The 14,751-nt window shown below is 54.1% G+C and carries 11 protein-coding genes; 7 read left to right on the top strand and 4 right to left on the bottom strand.

The window, feature by feature from the left end; genetic code table 11:
- Position 1 precedes the first annotated feature (1 nt).
- From UM181_05595 to UM181_05580, 4 genes are all read right to left on the bottom strand, one after another.
- The gene (locus tag UM181_05595; GenBank protein ID WQC64073.1) at positions 2-1,282 is read right to left on the bottom strand and encodes a BCD family MFS transporter; all 1,281 of its coding nucleotides are present in this window, start codon (positions 1,280-1,282) and stop codon (positions 2-4) included.
- The gene (gene chlG / locus UM181_05590) at positions 1,282-2,193 is read right to left on the bottom strand and encodes a chlorophyll synthase ChlG (protein WQC64072.1); all 912 of its coding nucleotides are present in this window, start codon (positions 2,191-2,193) and stop codon (positions 1,282-1,284) included. Before chlG ends, UM181_05595 begins: the two co-directional genes overlap by 1 nt.
- Before the next feature lie 88 nt (positions 2,194-2,281).
- Positions 2,282-3,700: a transcriptional regulator PpsR gene (gene ppsR, locus UM181_05585; protein WQC64071.1), complete on the bottom strand. Its 1,419-nt coding sequence runs from the start codon at positions 3,698-3,700 to the stop codon at positions 2,282-2,284.
- A complete protein-coding gene (locus tag UM181_05580; protein WQC64070.1) occupies positions 3,697-4,485 on the bottom strand; it encodes a cobalamin B12-binding domain-containing protein in 789 nt (262 codons plus the stop codon). The genes ppsR and UM181_05580 overlap by 4 nt, the downstream gene beginning before the upstream one ends.
- A 333-nt stretch (positions 4,486-4,818) precedes the next feature.
- On the opposite strand from UM181_05580, the gene bchF reads away from it, so the two are divergent.
- The 7 genes from bchF to UM181_05545 are packed head-to-tail and all read left to right on the top strand — an operon-like array spanning position 4,819 to position 14,742.
- The gene (bchF, locus tag UM181_05575; protein ID WQC64069.1) at positions 4,819-5,313 is read left to right on the top strand and encodes a 2-vinyl bacteriochlorophyllide hydratase; all 495 of its coding nucleotides are present in this window, start codon (positions 4,819-4,821) and stop codon (positions 5,311-5,313) included.
- The gene (locus UM181_05570) at positions 5,306-6,580 is read left to right on the top strand and encodes a ferredoxin:protochlorophyllide reductase (ATP-dependent) subunit N (protein WQC64068.1); all 1,275 of its coding nucleotides are present in this window, start codon (positions 5,306-5,308) and stop codon (positions 6,578-6,580) included. Before bchF ends, UM181_05570 begins: the two co-directional genes overlap by 8 nt.
- On the top strand, positions 6,577-8,139 hold the full coding sequence (gene bchB, locus UM181_05565; GenBank protein WQC64067.1) for a ferredoxin:protochlorophyllide reductase (ATP-dependent) subunit B: 1,563 nt from the start codon (positions 6,577-6,579) through the stop codon (positions 8,137-8,139). The genes UM181_05570 and bchB overlap by 4 nt, the downstream gene beginning before the upstream one ends.
- Positions 8,129-11,698, top strand: a complete 3,570-nt coding sequence (locus tag UM181_05560) for a magnesium chelatase subunit H (protein ID WQC64066.1) — start codon at positions 8,129-8,131, stop codon at positions 11,696-11,698. The genes bchB and UM181_05560 overlap by 11 nt, the downstream gene beginning before the upstream one ends.
- A 34-nt stretch (positions 11,699-11,732) precedes the next feature.
- Complete coding sequence (gene bchL, locus UM181_05555; GenBank protein ID WQC64065.1) at positions 11,733-12,632, top strand: ferredoxin:protochlorophyllide reductase (ATP-dependent) iron-sulfur ATP-binding protein; 900 nt, start codon at positions 11,733-11,735, stop codon at positions 12,630-12,632.
- Positions 12,632-13,303 carry a magnesium protoporphyrin IX methyltransferase gene (gene bchM, locus UM181_05550; GenBank protein WQC64064.1) on the top strand — a complete coding sequence of 224 codons (672 nt, stop codon included), beginning with the start codon at positions 12,632-12,634 and terminating at the stop codon, positions 13,301-13,303. Before bchL ends, bchM begins: the two co-directional genes overlap by 1 nt.
- Positions 13,300-14,742: a PucC family protein gene (locus UM181_05545; GenBank protein WQC64063.1), complete on the top strand. Its 1,443-nt coding sequence runs from the start codon at positions 13,300-13,302 to the stop codon at positions 14,740-14,742. Before bchM ends, UM181_05545 begins: the two co-directional genes overlap by 4 nt.
- The last annotated feature ends 9 nt before the right edge of the window (positions 14,743-14,751 follow it).

Below are 14,751 nucleotides of genomic sequence, written 5' to 3'. Positions count from 1 at the left end.
ATTATTCTCCCGGTACTAAATTCTGTGCGATTGGTTTGTGTTCGATGGTTTTTGCCGCCATAGCCGCAGCCAGAACGAACAGCGCGGCCTCAAATAGAAACACGCTGCCAAATGCGCTGGCGGGTGAGGCCATCCATAACCGCATCGCATCTGCTGCTGCGGCGCCAAACAGCCCGCCAAATCCTGCGGCGATGGCTTGCGCGGCGCCCCAAAGCCCCATCCGCGTGCCTTCGCGCGCCCCGCGCCCTGCGCCGGCAAGCGACATCATCGAGCCGATTGCCGCAACAGCAAACATACCGTTGAAGACGCCAAGCGCGATAACCGCCGCGGTCAATTGCGCGGCACTGCCCTCAAGTCCAAGCGCTGCGATCGCGCTTAAGCTTAACGCTGATCCGAGGCAACCGCCGATCACCCAGCTGCGCAGACTGCCAAGCGTCAAACCCGTACAGGCCAGTCCAACGCAGAGCATGCCCAAGAAGACGCCCCCATTCTGGGCCCCTGATAAGCTGGTAGATTGGCCTGGGCTAAAGCCGAATACCAGCCCAGCATAGGGTTCAAGAATCAACTCCTGCATGAAATAGGCGGTCATTGATAAGAACACAAAAACCGTGAACTTTCGGGCTTTATCTTCGGCCCAAACTTCCTTTAGCCCTTCTAAAAATGGTGTGTGAGAAGCTTCGGCCTGGCGGGTTAATCCGCGCTCGATGCCCCAAATCCCGATTAGGGTTAAAAGAACCGCGCCGGCGCTGACGGTTGCAACGATTTTGAGCAAAAGTAAATGGGAATATGGGTCTAACAGGCTGCCGGCAACGCCGGCTGTGATTGCAATACCGGCGATCATCATCAGCCATGTGATTGTGGCGGCGGCGGCGCGGCGGCGCGGTGCTGTGGCTGTTGCCAATAAAGCCAATAACGAGGTTCCAGACGCGCCAACACCTAATCCGATAGCGCTGTAGGCGATCACGGATAGAAACAAGCCCCATCCAAAATTTTGCTCGAGCAGAGGTATGGCGGCCGCTGCCGCAAGCCCTCCGAAAGCCAAAATCACCATCCCGCCAATAATCCAACTGCTGCGCTGGCCGCCCTTATCTGAACGAAATCCCCAATTTGGCCGGGTGATTTGAATGCCATAATGCAGCGCAACCAAAAAACCTGGTAAAAGCGCCGGCAACGCCAGTTCAACCACCATTAATCGGTTCAAGGTCGAGGTCATCAGCACCACGATCGCTCCAAGGCACATTTGCACCAATCCCAATCGTAAGATCGATATCCAACTAAGCATTACAAGGCCCCCCCAAGGAAGCGCAGCGCAAAAGCGGTGATTAACATGCCGCTGACATACATCATCACTCCGGTGCCATTATACCAAGGCGCTTTTGCTTTAGGATCGCGCAGCATCACCCGCATCGCCCAAAGCTGGCCCAAGATTAAGGCTGTGATCGCCGCCGGATAGGCATTAGGCACCGCCCAAAGCATCAGCAGAATCACCACCGCTAGCTGCGGAACTAACATGATCCAACAGGCGATATGCGCTGCGCGCTTTGGCCCCAGCGTAACGGGCAAAGAACGTAAACCGGTTTGACGATCGCCCTCAAGCGCTTTGAAATCGTTCAAGGTCATAATGCCATGCGCGCCCAACGCATAAAGCGTGGCCACAAGAATGATTTTTGGATCTGGCAGCGCGGTTGACATCACCGCAGCCCCGGTGAACCAAGGCAGGCCCTCATAGCACAGGCCAACCAGGCCCGGCCCCCACCAGCCCGATTTTTTAAGGCGGATTGGTTCGGCGGAATAAGCCCAAGCCGCCAAAACACCAAGAATTGTGGCGGCAAAGCCCCAGATTCCCAAACACCAGCCAACGAAGAGCGAAAGCGCTGACATTGCCAGTGCAATCCACAAGCCCCATGCGCCGGGAATCCGCCCTGAGGGGATCGGGCGATAGGGTTCATTGATCGCATCGACATGCCGGTCGCACCAATCATTGGCAGCTTGGCTCATCCCGCAGACAATTGGTCCGGATAAAACGATTCCCAACAGGATAAGCCATATATTCTGTAGAAGCGGCATTCCCGAAGAGATCACGCCGCAGCCAAAGGCCCACATAGGCGGAAACCATGTGATGGGTTTGATCAATTCCAGAGCCGCCAGCGGATGTGGTTTTTTCGCCAGCTGTAAATCTTGCGCAACAGTCATATGTCTAGTTTGACTTACAACTTATCGCAACGCAAGAAAAACCCGCCCGCAGAGGCAGGTTGATACTGGCTAGGGGCGCGTTTTTAAATTATGACGGGCGGTCTCTGGCTAAAAGATCAAACTTGCGCAGTTTTACGTAGAGGCTTTGCCGCGATAATCCCAACATTTCAGCCGCAGCTGCGCGGTTGTTTTGAGTCAGCTCTATCGCTGTTTCAATACAGATTTTTTCGATCATATCGGTTGTTTCACCCACGATTTCGCGCAGGGTAGACGAGCCTACCAATTCTGCCACATTAGATTGGCTGAAATCCTCAGAGGTGATCGCCGGCGCTGGGTTTTCTTCAAAACGGTTGGTGTCTCTGATCACAAACGCCATCGTTTCGCGCGCGTCGCTTGGTAACCTTACCACCGACACTTCAATGCCAAGCTTGCTGCCAACCGCATTTTGCAACTTGGTGGCGTAAACGCGTACTTGGCCAGACCGCGTGACATTTTCGAGCATAACAGCCAGATCAATTTGACCGCGGGCCAAAAATTCGCTCAGGCTGCGGCCTTTGATATCACCCAGATTGGCGGTGTTTATCAAATCAAGAAAGCCTTCATTGGCCGCTTCGATAAATCCATTTGCCGAGGTGAATACGATGCCATCGGTTCCCAGGTTATAAAGCGATAAAAGATTCTGAGTTGTTATATCATCCTTTAAAGACGTGTCATTTTCGCTGATCAGGCGGCAAATCAAAAGCCGCTCGCCCGAGGCCCGGAACAACGAGGCTTTAATTTTGAAGCGCCGGCCCAGCTTCACATCTTCGACGGTCATATCAGAATTTTGATCTTTTGATGAAATGGCCAGCAGGGCGTCTTGGAATTCACCGCGGCGGCGGTTCTTGAACAATTGCGAGAAAACGCTGCCTTCCAGTTCATTGGTGTTTTGGCCGAATAAGTTAATCGCGGCTGCGTTTATATCCTTGATCCGCCCATCATTTGCAGAAACAAACACCACTGGTTCTTGCATCGTCGCCAACAGCATGCGGTAGCGGGCATCGAAATCGCGGCGTTCTTCATATCCGCGCTCGATCGCCAATTGGGCCTTAACCAATTGCTGTTGTGTCTCTGCGGTAGAACTAAGGTCGCGGCCAAGCATAAGCAGTGTATCGGCATCTCCTAGCCGGTGAATGCTGTAGGAAACGGGAAATTGCCAAATCGCGTTGTCGCGATGGTTAAGCTCGACAGGATGCAAAACATTCTGCCCGCTCGCGAATTGGGCAAAAACGGCTTCAAGTTTCGGAATGCTTTCAGTGGTAAGGAAATCGTGGATTTTTCGCTGTTCCCAATGCGAGAGATTTCCCAAGCTTCGATCATTGTCATTGACAAGCACCGACAATACTTTGCCTTTAAGGGTTACCACCAAAGCAATATCCGAGGCAGCGGCTAAAATACTGCCCAGATATTCTGGCTCGATCATTGGAATAGAGCCAAAATCCCAGAGTTTTGTGCCGCTGTTTTTCATCCAGACACCTTAGCTTTAGTTTTGCCGGCTTTTACGACTTGCCCGCTTTCGAGCTGTTCCAACGCATCTGTTAAACCTGAAGCAATCACATCTACCGCCACTAACTTTTCAATTTCGGGCGCGTGGCCCAAAACGGCTCCGCCCAGTAATAATATGGGTGGATCGCTTATCTCTTGGCGTAGTGATTTAACAACTTTCGCCACATTATCAAGGGACACGACGCTTGAACACGAAAACATCACCATGTCGAAAAAGCCAGTTTCGATATTATCATGCACGTCTTTCTCGGTTGCGCCGAGCAGCAGCTTGACCGAATACCCAAGCCGCCGTAGCTGATCGCTTAGAACCAGCGGGCCCAATATATGATCCTCATCGCCACAAATTGCCACCAAAACGCTTGGTTGGTCATGGATAACCGGGGTAAATTTCCACTGTGCACTCAGCTCTTGCACCAACCCTTGCAGACGGACTGTGCCCAGCGAAACCTGACCAAAGCTGCGCGTGTTGTCATTCCAGCCCGCTCCCAGCGTACGGGCAGCCTCTGGGATACATACATCGATTAATAATTCGTTCGAAACACCTTTTTGCATTAAAGCCTTAAGCATTGCCTCATGCGAATAAGATCCAGGAGTGCTGCAAGTAACCGCCAGCCAATGCGCGGTTTTCTGGATTTGCTCACGCGCTTCTGCGGGGGCTTTTTGTCCGAGTTCGTGCAAAACGCGTTGCGCCAAATTAGACACCAGAGCGGATCCTTTTCTTGATCCTGCCTCTTCATGTTTGGACATTTTCGTACCCCCCAGTGCCGCATTTATGGCAGCAAAGGTTTGCTCACTGCATGCGACACATTGCTAGTTTTTTCTAAAACGAAGTAAATGTCAAAGAAAATGGATGTTTGGGATCAACTTGGAAGATGAACACCAGCCGGCTTCACCGGTGTTATGCACTTTTTGGCTATGTTTTATGTATGTTTGGCGGCATGCAGGCTTATACATGAATTATATCATTATGATGAACTGTAACAAAGATTTGTCACCCAGCCCTCTACTTGTAAGTTTTAATTGACACTTTTCATAATAAGAACGTAAATTGGGGGGGAGAGAGCCTATAAGGAGATCCAAATGTCCCTCATGTCGGGGCCAAATACACGCCAGCCGCTTTATACCGCGGCGCAGCGTGCAAGACGCGATGCGACCAAATGGACTTTGGTGCAAGGCGTTCTTGCGCCTATTCAATTCGTGGTGTTTTTGATCTCTTTGGCTTTGGTGCTGCGCTATCTTTCAACCGGCGACGGCTATGGGGCGGCTAATGCTTCGATTCTGCTAAAAACAGCCATTTTATACCTGATAATGGTCACTGGAGCGATTTGGGAAAAAGTTGTGTTTGGCCAGTATTTACTGGCTCCGGCTTTTTTCTGGGAAGATATGGTTAGCTTTGCCGTTATTTTTCTTCACACACTTTATTTATATGGTCTTTTCACCGGGATGATGGGGCCTGAAAGCCTGATGTGGTTGGCGATTGCAGCATATTTTATTTATGTGCTGAACGCCGCGCAATTCTTGCTAAAATTGCGCGCTGCGCGGCTTGATATGACACCGGAGGTGCAACATGCCTGATGGGCCCATTCAAAGCTGTCGGGACGCACCGATTCTTAAAGAGCGTGGACAGCGTGAGGTGTTTTGCGGGTTGACCTCGATCATTTGGCTGCATCGCAAAATGCAGGATGCCTTCTTTTTGGTGGTTGGCTCTCGCACCTGCGCACATTTGCTGCAAAGCGCGGCGGGCGTGATGATTTTTGCCGAACCCAGATTTGGCACGGCGATTCTTGAAGAAACCGATCTGGCAGGCATGGCGGATGCGCAGGATGAACTGGATCGCGAGGTCAACCGCTTGTTGTCGCGCCGTCCAGATATCAAGCAATTGTTTTTGGTCGGCTCATGTCCCTCCGAAGTGATCAAGTTGGATCTTGCCAAAGCCGCAGAGCGTTTGACGCAAAAGTTCGCGCCTTCCGTGCGGGTGATAAATTTCTCTGGTTCGGGCATTGAAACAACCTTCACGCAAGGCGAGGATGCGTGCCTTGCGGCGATGGTACCGGTTTTGGAGCAAACCGATCAGCGTGAATTATTGGTGGTGGGTGCGCTGCCGGATGTGGTCGAAGATCAAATGCGGGGCTTGCTTTCTGCGCTGGGCATTCAAAATGTATCGGTTTTGCCGGCGAGCACGGTAAATCATCGGGTTTGCGTTGGGGAGAACACGGTATTTGCGCTGACGCAACCCTTTTTGGGGGACACGCATGCAGAATTAGAGCGTCGCGGCGCGCGGCATTTGCCCGCGCTTTTTCCATTTGGCGCTGAAGGTACAACCGCTTGGCTGCGCGTGATCGCAGCCGAATTTGGCGTTGATCCAGCTTTGTTTGAGCAAGTAATCGCCGCGCCTAAAGCCCGCGCAGAAAAGGCGGTATCGCAAGCGGCGGCGCAATTGTCTGGCAAAACGGTGTTCTTCTTTCCCGATAGCCAGCTTGAAATACCTCTGGCTCGTTTTCTCACCCGCGAATGCGGCATGAGGGCGATTGAGGTTGGGGCGCCTTATATTCATAAATCACTGGTCGGTCCTGATCTTGATTTGATGGAGGCGGGGCCAATTTTGTCTGAGGGTCAAGATGTGGATCTGCAGCTTGATCGCGCGCTTGAGGCGCGCGCGGATTTGACCGTTTGCGGGCTTGGGCTGGCCAATCCGTTGGAGGCCGAGGGCTTGACCACCAAATGGGCGATCGAGCTGGTGTTTACGCCGGTGCATTTTTACGAACAAGCGGGCGATTTGGCGGGCTTATTCTCGCGCCCGCTGCGCCGCCGCGCCATTTTGCGCCGTGAGGCTGCCGAATGAAGCTGACGGTGTGGACATATGAAGGCCCGCCCCATGTTGGCGCGATGCGCGTTGCTACAGGGATGAAGGGCTTGCATTACGTGTTGCATGCCCCGCAGGGCGATACTTATGCCGATTTGCTGTTCACAATGATCGAGCGCCGTGATCACCGCCCACCGGTGACCTATACCACCTTTCAAGCGCGCGATTTGGGCGCTGATACGGCCAATCTGTTTAAAACAGCCTGTCAGGACGCTTATGACCGTTTTCAGCCCGAGGCCTTGATTGTTGGTGCCTCTTGTACGGCCGAATTGATCCAAGATGATCCGGGTGGAATGGCGGAAACCATGGGTCTGCCTGTGCCGGTTATTCCGCTTGAATTGCCCAGCTATCAGCGCAAAGAAAATTTTGGTGCAGATGAAACGTTTTTTCAGATCGTTAAGGCTTTGGCCAAGCCAATTGATCGCAGTGCGCAGATCAGTTGTAATCTGATTGGAGTCACCGGGCTTGGTTTTCGCCATCGCGATGATATTGCCGAAATCAGCGGGTTGCTTTCTGATATGGGCATCAGCGTTAATGTTGTGGCGCCCATGGGCTCAAGCCCGTCTGATATTAAGCGCCTTGGCGCGGCGCATTTCAACGTGCTGATGTATCCTGAAACGGGCGAAATGGCGGCGCGTTGGCTCGAGCGTGAATTGGGCCAGCCCTATACCAAAATTGTCCCTATTGGCGTAGGTGCTACGCGTGATTTTATCGCGGAAGTTGCGCAGATCACCGGGCTGGATCCGGTGGTGGATGACAGCCGCTTGCGTCTGCCCTGGTATTCCGCCTCGGTTGACAGCACCTATCTGACTGGCAAGCGGGTGTTTATTTTTGGCGATGGCACGCATGCGATGGCTGCGGCGCGAATCGCCCGCGATGAAATGGGTTTTGAGGTGGTTGGCATGGGCTGTTACAACCGCGAGATGGCGCGCCCCATGCGGGCTTTGGCCAAGTCTTTCGGGTTGGATGCGTTGATCACGGATGATTATCTGGAAGTCGAACAGCAGATCGAAGCATTGGCGCCTGAAATGATTTTGGGCACCCAGATGGAGCGCCATATTGGCAAGCGTCTGGGCATTCCTTGCGCGGTAATTTCGGCGCCCGTGCATGTGCAGGATTTTCCCGCCCGTTATTCCCCGCAAATGGGGTTTGAAGGTGCGAATGTGATCTTTGATACATGGGTGCATCCACTTGTAATGGGCCTTGAAGAGCATTTGCTGCATATGTTCCGCGATGATTTTGAATTCAATGACGCGGCGGGGGCCAGCCACCACGGCGGCCATGGCGTTGCAGATAAACCCCAGTCGACTTCGCGCGCAGTCGGTGATTCTCAGCCAGCGGCGGTTGAAGCGGGCGCTGTGCACGCGGCAGAAACGCAGACCATTTGGCTGATAGAGGCCGAAAAAGAGTTGAAAAAAATTCCGTTTTTTGTCCGCGGCAAAGCCCGTCGCAATACAGAAACTTATGCGGCGTCGCGCGGGGTTCAAGAAATCTCGATTGACACGCTATACGAGGCAAAAGCCCATTATGCGCAATGAAACTGGCATAAGTGGCCTCCCGGTTGGGTATCGCGTGGTTGTTATCACGCTGGATGCGCATTCTGCGGGCCCTTGTGATCGCGCCGCGGCGCGGCTTTTGGCGGATTTTCCCGGCTTAAGCGTTGACGTGCACGCAGCGGCGGAATGGGGTGAAAACCCACAGGCCTTGGTTGAGGCAAAAGCCGCCATCGCAACGGCCGATATCATTCTGGTTAATTTGTTGTTTCTGGAAGAGCATGTTCAGGCTATTTTACCCAGCCTAGAGGCGCGGCGCGCTGGCTGTGATGCGATGGCTGGGGTGATTTCAGATGCTGCGATTGTCAAGCTGACGCGGATGGGCGCGCTGGATATGTTGGCGCCTGCCTCGGGCACGATGGCGTTGTTAAAAAGGCTGCGCGGGTCCAGCAAGCCGTCTTCGCAAAATGGCGAAAGCAAAATGCGGATGCTGCGGCGTTTGCCAAAGATCTTGAAATATATTCCCGGCAAAGCTCAAGATTTGCGGGCTTGGTTCATGGTGATGCAATATTGGTTGGGCGGGTCCGACACCAATATCGAATCGATGCTGCGGTTTTTGATTTCGCGTTATTGCCGTATCGAGGCGTGGCAGAACTGCGCTGCAGCGCCGCCGGAAGATTATCCCGAGGTGGGGCTGTATCACCCCGATCTGCCCGGCAAAATGACCACGGATATAACGGCGCTTCCGGTGCCCCAAAAGCCCGTGGCCACGGTTGGTTTGCTGTTGATGCGCTCTTACGTATTAAGCGATGATACGGCACATTATGATGCAGTTATTCGAAACTTTGAAGCCAATGGTTTAAAGGTGATACCGGCCTTTGCGGGGGGGTTGGATGCGCGCCCGGCGATTGAAGGTTATTTTCAGGGCACTGCAGGCGTACAGATTGATGCGATGGTCTCGTTAACCGGGTTTTCGCTTGTTGGTGGGCCTGCCTATAATAACTCACAAGCCGCGATTGCTTTGCTGGAAAATTTGGATGTGCCTTATATTGCGGCGCATCCGCTTGAATTTCAAACCTTGGGGCAGTGGGCCAATGCCGAGCAGGGCCTTGGCCCGATTGAAACCACAATGCTGATCGCCCTGCCCGAGCTTGATGGAGCTACTTGCCCAACCGTTTTTGCGGGCCGGCATGGGCCCGAGGGATGTCAGGGTTGTTTGCACAAATGTCAGGCGGCCGCGCAATCGCGCGCTATGGCCCCCTGCCACGAGCGGATTGACAGTTTGGCTGAGAAAACCCTGCGCGCTGCGCGGCTGCGCCAAAAGCGTAATCACGATAAAAATGTTGCGATTGTGCTATTTGGGTTTCCGCCCAATGCGGGCGCCACGGGCACCGCGGCCTATTTGGATGTCTTTGAATCTTTGCAAAACACGCTGATGCAAATGAAAGCTGACGGGTATGATGTTGCGCTTCCCGAAACGGTTGCCCATCTGCGTGCGGCAGTGTTGGAGGGTAATGCTAAGCAATATGGTCAAGAAGCCAATGTTGAGGCGATTGTCAGCGCCGAAGAGATTGTGCGCTCAACGCCGCCTTTGAAAGCCATTGAGGCGGTCTGGGGCCCTGCACCGGGGCGCATACAATCGGATGGGCGCGGCGTTTTCGTGCTGGGTGTGCAGCTTGGAAAAGTGTTTGTCGGTGTGCAGCCCGCCTTTGGCTATGAGGGTGATCCGATGCGGCTTTTATTCGAAAAAGGCTTCGCACCAACCCACGCGTTTGCAACTTTTTATCTTTGGATGCGCAACACTTTTAAAGCCGATGTGGTGCTGCATTTTGGCATGCATGGCGCGCTTGAATTCATGCCGGGGAAACAGGCGGGTTTGGGTGCGCAGGATTGGCCGGATCGCCTGATTGGCGAAATGCCCAATGTTTATCTTTATGCGTCAAACAATCCCTCTGAGGCGTCGCTGGCCAAACGGCGCTCGGGGGCTGTGACGGTAACGCATCTCACCCCACCTTTGGCGCAAAGCGGGCTTTATAAGGGCTTGTCCGAACTTAAAGACAGCTTAACCCGTTGGCGTGAAATGGATCCAGATGATGCGCAAGCTGGCGACCTTGAAGCCTTGATTAATGAGCAGGCCGCGGCTGTGGATATGGCCGGTAGAAAAGCGGAAGAATTATGGCTGAACCTGCTTGAAACCGAAGATGCGCTGATCCCCGAAGGTTTGCATATCGTTGGAAAACCGTTTTCGGATGCCGCGCGGGCGGGGTATTTAGGCTTGCTGGATGGCGTTGATCCGGCCCGCCGCGCGCAGGTCGATCAAATGCTGCAAGAAGATCACGAATTGCCGGCCTTAATGCGCGCCCTATCGGGGCGGTTTATCGCGCCCGTGCCTGGGGGCGATTTGATCCGCTCAACCGATATTTTGCCCACAGGGCGCAATATTCATGCGTTTGATCCGTTCCGTATGCCGACCGAATTCGCCTGTCGTGACGGCTTCAAGCAAGCGCAAATTTTGCTCGAAACGCATCCTGAATTGCCGCGCAGCGTGGCTCTGGTGCTGTGGGGTTCTGATAATATTAAATCTGACGGCGCGCCGATCGCTCAGGCCTTGGCCCTCATGGGTGCGCAGCCGCGATTTGACAGTTTTGGCCGCTTATCTGGGGCGGATCTCATTCCGTTGAGCGAGTTGGGGCGCCCGCGGATTGACGTGATTATGACGCTGTCGGGGATTTTTAGGGATCTGTTGCCTTTGCAAACCAAATTGCTGGCTGAGGCGGCGTTTAAGGCCGCGCAGGCAGATGAGCCGTTAGAGATGAATTTCATCCGAGCGCATGCGTTGAAATATGCCGCCGATATGGAGGTTGATTTGGAAACCGCCGCCTTGCGGGTGTTTTCAAATGCCGAAGGCGCTTATGGCTCGAATGTGAATCAGCTGGTCGATAGCTCGGCTTTTGGCGATGAAGATGAGTTGGCCGATGCGTATGAGGCGCGCAAAAGCTTCGCCTATGGGGTGAATGGAAAAGCGCATAAAAACCATGGCCTGCTGCAAAAAGCGTTGAAAGACGTTGATTTGGCTTATCAAAATCTAGAAAGTGTTGAGCTTGGCGTGACCACGGTGGATCATTATTTTGACACTTTGGGTGGTATTTCGCGGGCGGTTAAGCGCGCCCGTGGTCAAGAAGTTGCGGTCTATATAAGCGATCAAACCCGCGGATCTGGAAAGGTCCGCACCTTGTCGGATCAAGTGGCTTTGGAAACCCGTTCGCGCTCGCTCAACCCGAAATTTTACGAAGCGCTGTTAAGCCATGGCTCAGAAGGCGTGCGCCAGATTGAAGCGCATGTGACCAATACATTGGGTTGGTCGGCAACCACGGGCCAAGTAGACCCTTGGGTGTATCAGCGCATTAGCGAAACGTTTGTGCTCGATGAAGCGATGCGCAATCGTTTGGCAGAGCTGAACCCCACGGCCAGCTCGCGCATGGCCAATCGATTGCTTGAAGCCAGCGATCGCGCCTATTGGCAGCCCGATGCCGAAACATTGGCGGCGTTGCAATCCGCAGCGGATGCTTTGGAAGATCACATGGAAGGGATCGCAGCAGAATGATGCCTTTCGTAACCCCTCAAAAAAGGAGCCTCACATGAGCCCACTTGACAGACAGCCCCCGGCCTTGCGGGGTATGGATGGCGAAGGATCGGTGCAGGTGCATCAAGATTCGTCGATGAAAATTGAAGGCGCGAAGGTGTTTTCGGTTTATGGTAAGGGCGGGATTGGCAAATCCACCACCAGCTCAAACCTTTCTGCCGCGTTTTCCAAACTTGGCAAACGCGTGCTGCAGATCGGCTGTGATCCAAAGCATGACAGCACCTTCACATTGACCGGAACCCTGGTTCCGACGGTGATCGATATTCTCAAAGAGGTCGATTTTCATTCTGAGGAATTGCGCCCCGAAGATTTCGTGTTTGAAGGCTTTAATGGTGTGAAATGCGTGGAAGCGGGCGGCCCGCCTGCCGGCACCGGCTGTGGTGGTTATGTTGTGGGTCAAACCGTGAAGCTGCTAAAGCAACACCATCTTCTGGATGATACGGATGTAGTGATTTTTGACGTTCTGGGGGATGTGGTGTGCGGCGGCTTTGCCGCGCCTTTGCAACATGCGGATCGGGCCTTGATCGTTACCGCGAATGATTTTGACAGTATTTATGCGATGAACCGGATCATCGCCGCGGTTCAAGCCAAATCCAGCAATTATAAAGTGCGGCTGGCGGGCTGCGTGGCCAATCGCTCGCGCGAAACCGATGAGGTGGATCGCTATTGTAAAACGGTTGGCTTCAATCGAATCGCGCATATGCCAGATTTGGACGCCATTCGCCGCTCACGCCTGAAGAAAAAGACGCTGTTCGAAATGGATGCGGATGAGGATATTATCGCGGTTCAGGCGGAATATATCAAACTGGCAGAAACCCTATGGAACGGCACCGAGCCTTTGGCGCCGGCGCCGCTGCCAGATCGTGAAATCTTTGAGCTGTTGGGGTTTGATTGATGTCCTATGATCAGACCCTGACACGGGTTGAAACGTATTTTGACCAGACCGCGACCAAGACTTGGGAGAGGCTGACATCGGATGCTCCGGTGTCAAAAATACGTGAAACTGTGCGTCAGGGTCGTGATCAAATGCGGGCTACACTTTTGGCTGAACTGCCCGAAGATTTGCACGGGGCGCGGGTTTTGGATGCGGGCTGCGGCGCGGGGCCCACAACGGTAGAGCTGGCTGCGCGCGGGGCGCATGTGGTGGCGATCGATATCAGCCCAGCTTTAATCGATATCGCCCGCCAACGCTTGCCGCGTGCCCTGTCCAAACAGGTTGAATTTTGTTCGGGCGATATGTTGGCCGCGTCTTTGGGGTCTTTTGATTACGTGGTGGCGATGGACAGCCTTATTTATTATAGCGCGGATGATATTAAAACAGCGCTGACCGGTTTGGCCAAACGCACCAGCGGGTCGGTTTTGTTCACCGTGGCACCGCGCACGCGCATGCTGATGGCCATGTGGTATGCCGGCAAATTATTTCCACGTTCAGACCGCTCGCCGGTGATGGTGCCGCATGCGCCCGCAGCCTTGGCCGCCCTGTTGCAGGGTGAGGGCCGTTTGCGCGATTTAGGCCGGATAAAATCTGGGTTTTATATTTCGCAAGCATTGGGGTTTGCGGCATGAGCCAGAAAAAGCCCCATCCGCTGACCCAGCTGACGGCGCGCATGCTGCCTTTCGCAGATGCTGCGTCAGAGGGGTTGCCGCTGGGCAAATTGCTGCGCTTGTCGTTGTTTCAAGTTTCGGTTGGCATGGCCAGCGTGATGCTTTTGGGCACGCTTAACCGGGTGATGATCGTCGAATTAAGCGTTCCGGCGATGATTGTGGCGTTTATGATTGCCCTACCGGTGTTGATCGCGCCGTTTCGCGCCTTGCTTGGCTTTCGCTCTGACACGTATAAATCGGCGATTGGCTGGAAGCGCGTACCGTATCTTTGGTTTGGATCTTTGTGGCAAATGGGGGGATTGGCGGTGATGCCTTTCGCGCTGATTGCCTTGTCAGGGGTGCAACAGGTTGGCCCCAGTTGGGCGGGCGAGGTGCTGGCCGCTTTGGCGTTTTTGATGACTGGGCTGGGTTTGCATATGACGCAAACGGCTGGTTTGGCGCTGGCCAGCGATTTGGCGGATGATGAAACCCGCCCGCGGGTGGTTGCTCTGCTCTATGTGATGTTCCTGATCGGGATGGCGGCCTCGGCATTGATCATCGGCTGGTTGCTGGTTGATTTCTCGCCCTTGCGGTTGATCCGGGTGGTGCAAGGGGCCGCGCTGGCTGGTATTTTGTTGAATTTGATCGCCCTTTGGCAGCAAGAGCGGCCGCGCCCGATGTCGCAAGCCGAGCGCGCTGCGCCGCGGCCCTTGTTCCGCGATGCTTGGGCTGATTTGCTGGCCGGTGGGCGCGCGGGCCGTTTGCTGGTGGTGGTGTTTATCGGCACGATGGCCTTCAATATGCAAGATGTTCTGCTTGAACCCTTTGGCGGCGAAGTCTTGGGTCTATCGGTGTCGGCCACCACGCTCTTAACTGCTATTTGGGCGGTAGGGGCGCTGTTTGGCTTCGCGCTGGCCGCTTGGAGGTTGCGCCTGCAGAGCGATCCTTATCGTTTGGCGGCGCTTGGCCTTTTGGCGGGGCTTTTGGCCTTTGCCATCGTTATTATTTCAGCCCCTATGGGCTCGGCTGTGCTGTTTTTTATTGGCGCAGGTTTGATCGGATTTGGAGGAGGTTTGTTCGCTGTTTCAACGCTGACCTCCGCCATGACTATGCCCGCCGAAGGTTTGGCGGGTCGTGGGCTTGCTTTGGGCGCTTGGGGCGCCGCGCAAGCAACCGCTGCCGGCGTATCAATCGCCATCGGTGGAACGCTGCGTGACTATGTAAATGGTCACGCGCTCAGCGGAAATTTGGGAGAGGCGCTCGCCACGCCTGCGACGGGATATTCGTTCGTTTACCACAGCGAGATTTTCTTGCTGTTCGTGACGCTTGCCATTCTGGGGCCATTGGTCCGATCAGAGGGGCAAACGTCTCCCACACAACAGGGAGCGGCACGTATCGGCCTTGCCGATTTCCCAACATGATCCGCCGTA

This window comes from Alphaproteobacteria bacterium US3C007, from assembly GCA_034423775.1.
Classification (GTDB): Bacteria; Pseudomonadota; Alphaproteobacteria; order Rhodobacterales; family Rhodobacteraceae; genus Thalassovivens; species Thalassovivens spotae.
The sequence above is the reverse complement of the archived record's forward strand: the minus strand, read 5'-3'. Positions and strand labels throughout refer to the sequence as shown.

Excerpts from the sequence above, each read along its gene's own strand:
- UM181_05595 (WQC64073.1), bottom strand. The coding sequence starts at position 1,282 with ATGCTTAGTTGGATATCGATCTTACGATTGGGATTGGTGCAAATGTGC.
- chlG (WQC64072.1), bottom strand. The coding sequence starts at position 2,193 with ATGACTGTTGCGCAAGATTTACAGCTGGCGAAAAAACCACATCCGCTG.
- ppsR (WQC64071.1), bottom strand. The coding sequence starts at position 3,700 with ATGAAAAACAGCGGCACAAAACTCTGGGATTTTGGCTCTATTCCAATG.
- UM181_05580 (WQC64070.1), bottom strand. The coding sequence starts at position 4,485 with ATGTCCAAACATGAAGAGGCAGGATCAAGAAAAGGATCCGCTCTGGTG.
- bchF (WQC64069.1), top strand. The coding sequence starts at position 4,819 with ATGTCCCTCATGTCGGGGCCAAATACACGCCAGCCGCTTTATACCGCG.
- UM181_05570 (WQC64068.1), top strand. The coding sequence starts at position 5,306 with ATGCCTGATGGGCCCATTCAAAGCTGTCGGGACGCACCGATTCTTAAA.
- bchB (WQC64067.1), top strand. The coding sequence starts at position 6,577 with ATGAAGCTGACGGTGTGGACATATGAAGGCCCGCCCCATGTTGGCGCG.
- UM181_05560 (WQC64066.1), top strand. The coding sequence starts at position 8,129 with ATGCGCAATGAAACTGGCATAAGTGGCCTCCCGGTTGGGTATCGCGTG.
- bchL (WQC64065.1), top strand. The coding sequence starts at position 11,733 with ATGAGCCCACTTGACAGACAGCCCCCGGCCTTGCGGGGTATGGATGGC.
- bchM (WQC64064.1), top strand. The coding sequence starts at position 12,632 with ATGTCCTATGATCAGACCCTGACACGGGTTGAAACGTATTTTGACCAG.
- UM181_05545 (WQC64063.1), top strand. The coding sequence starts at position 13,300 with ATGAGCCAGAAAAAGCCCCATCCGCTGACCCAGCTGACGGCGCGCATG.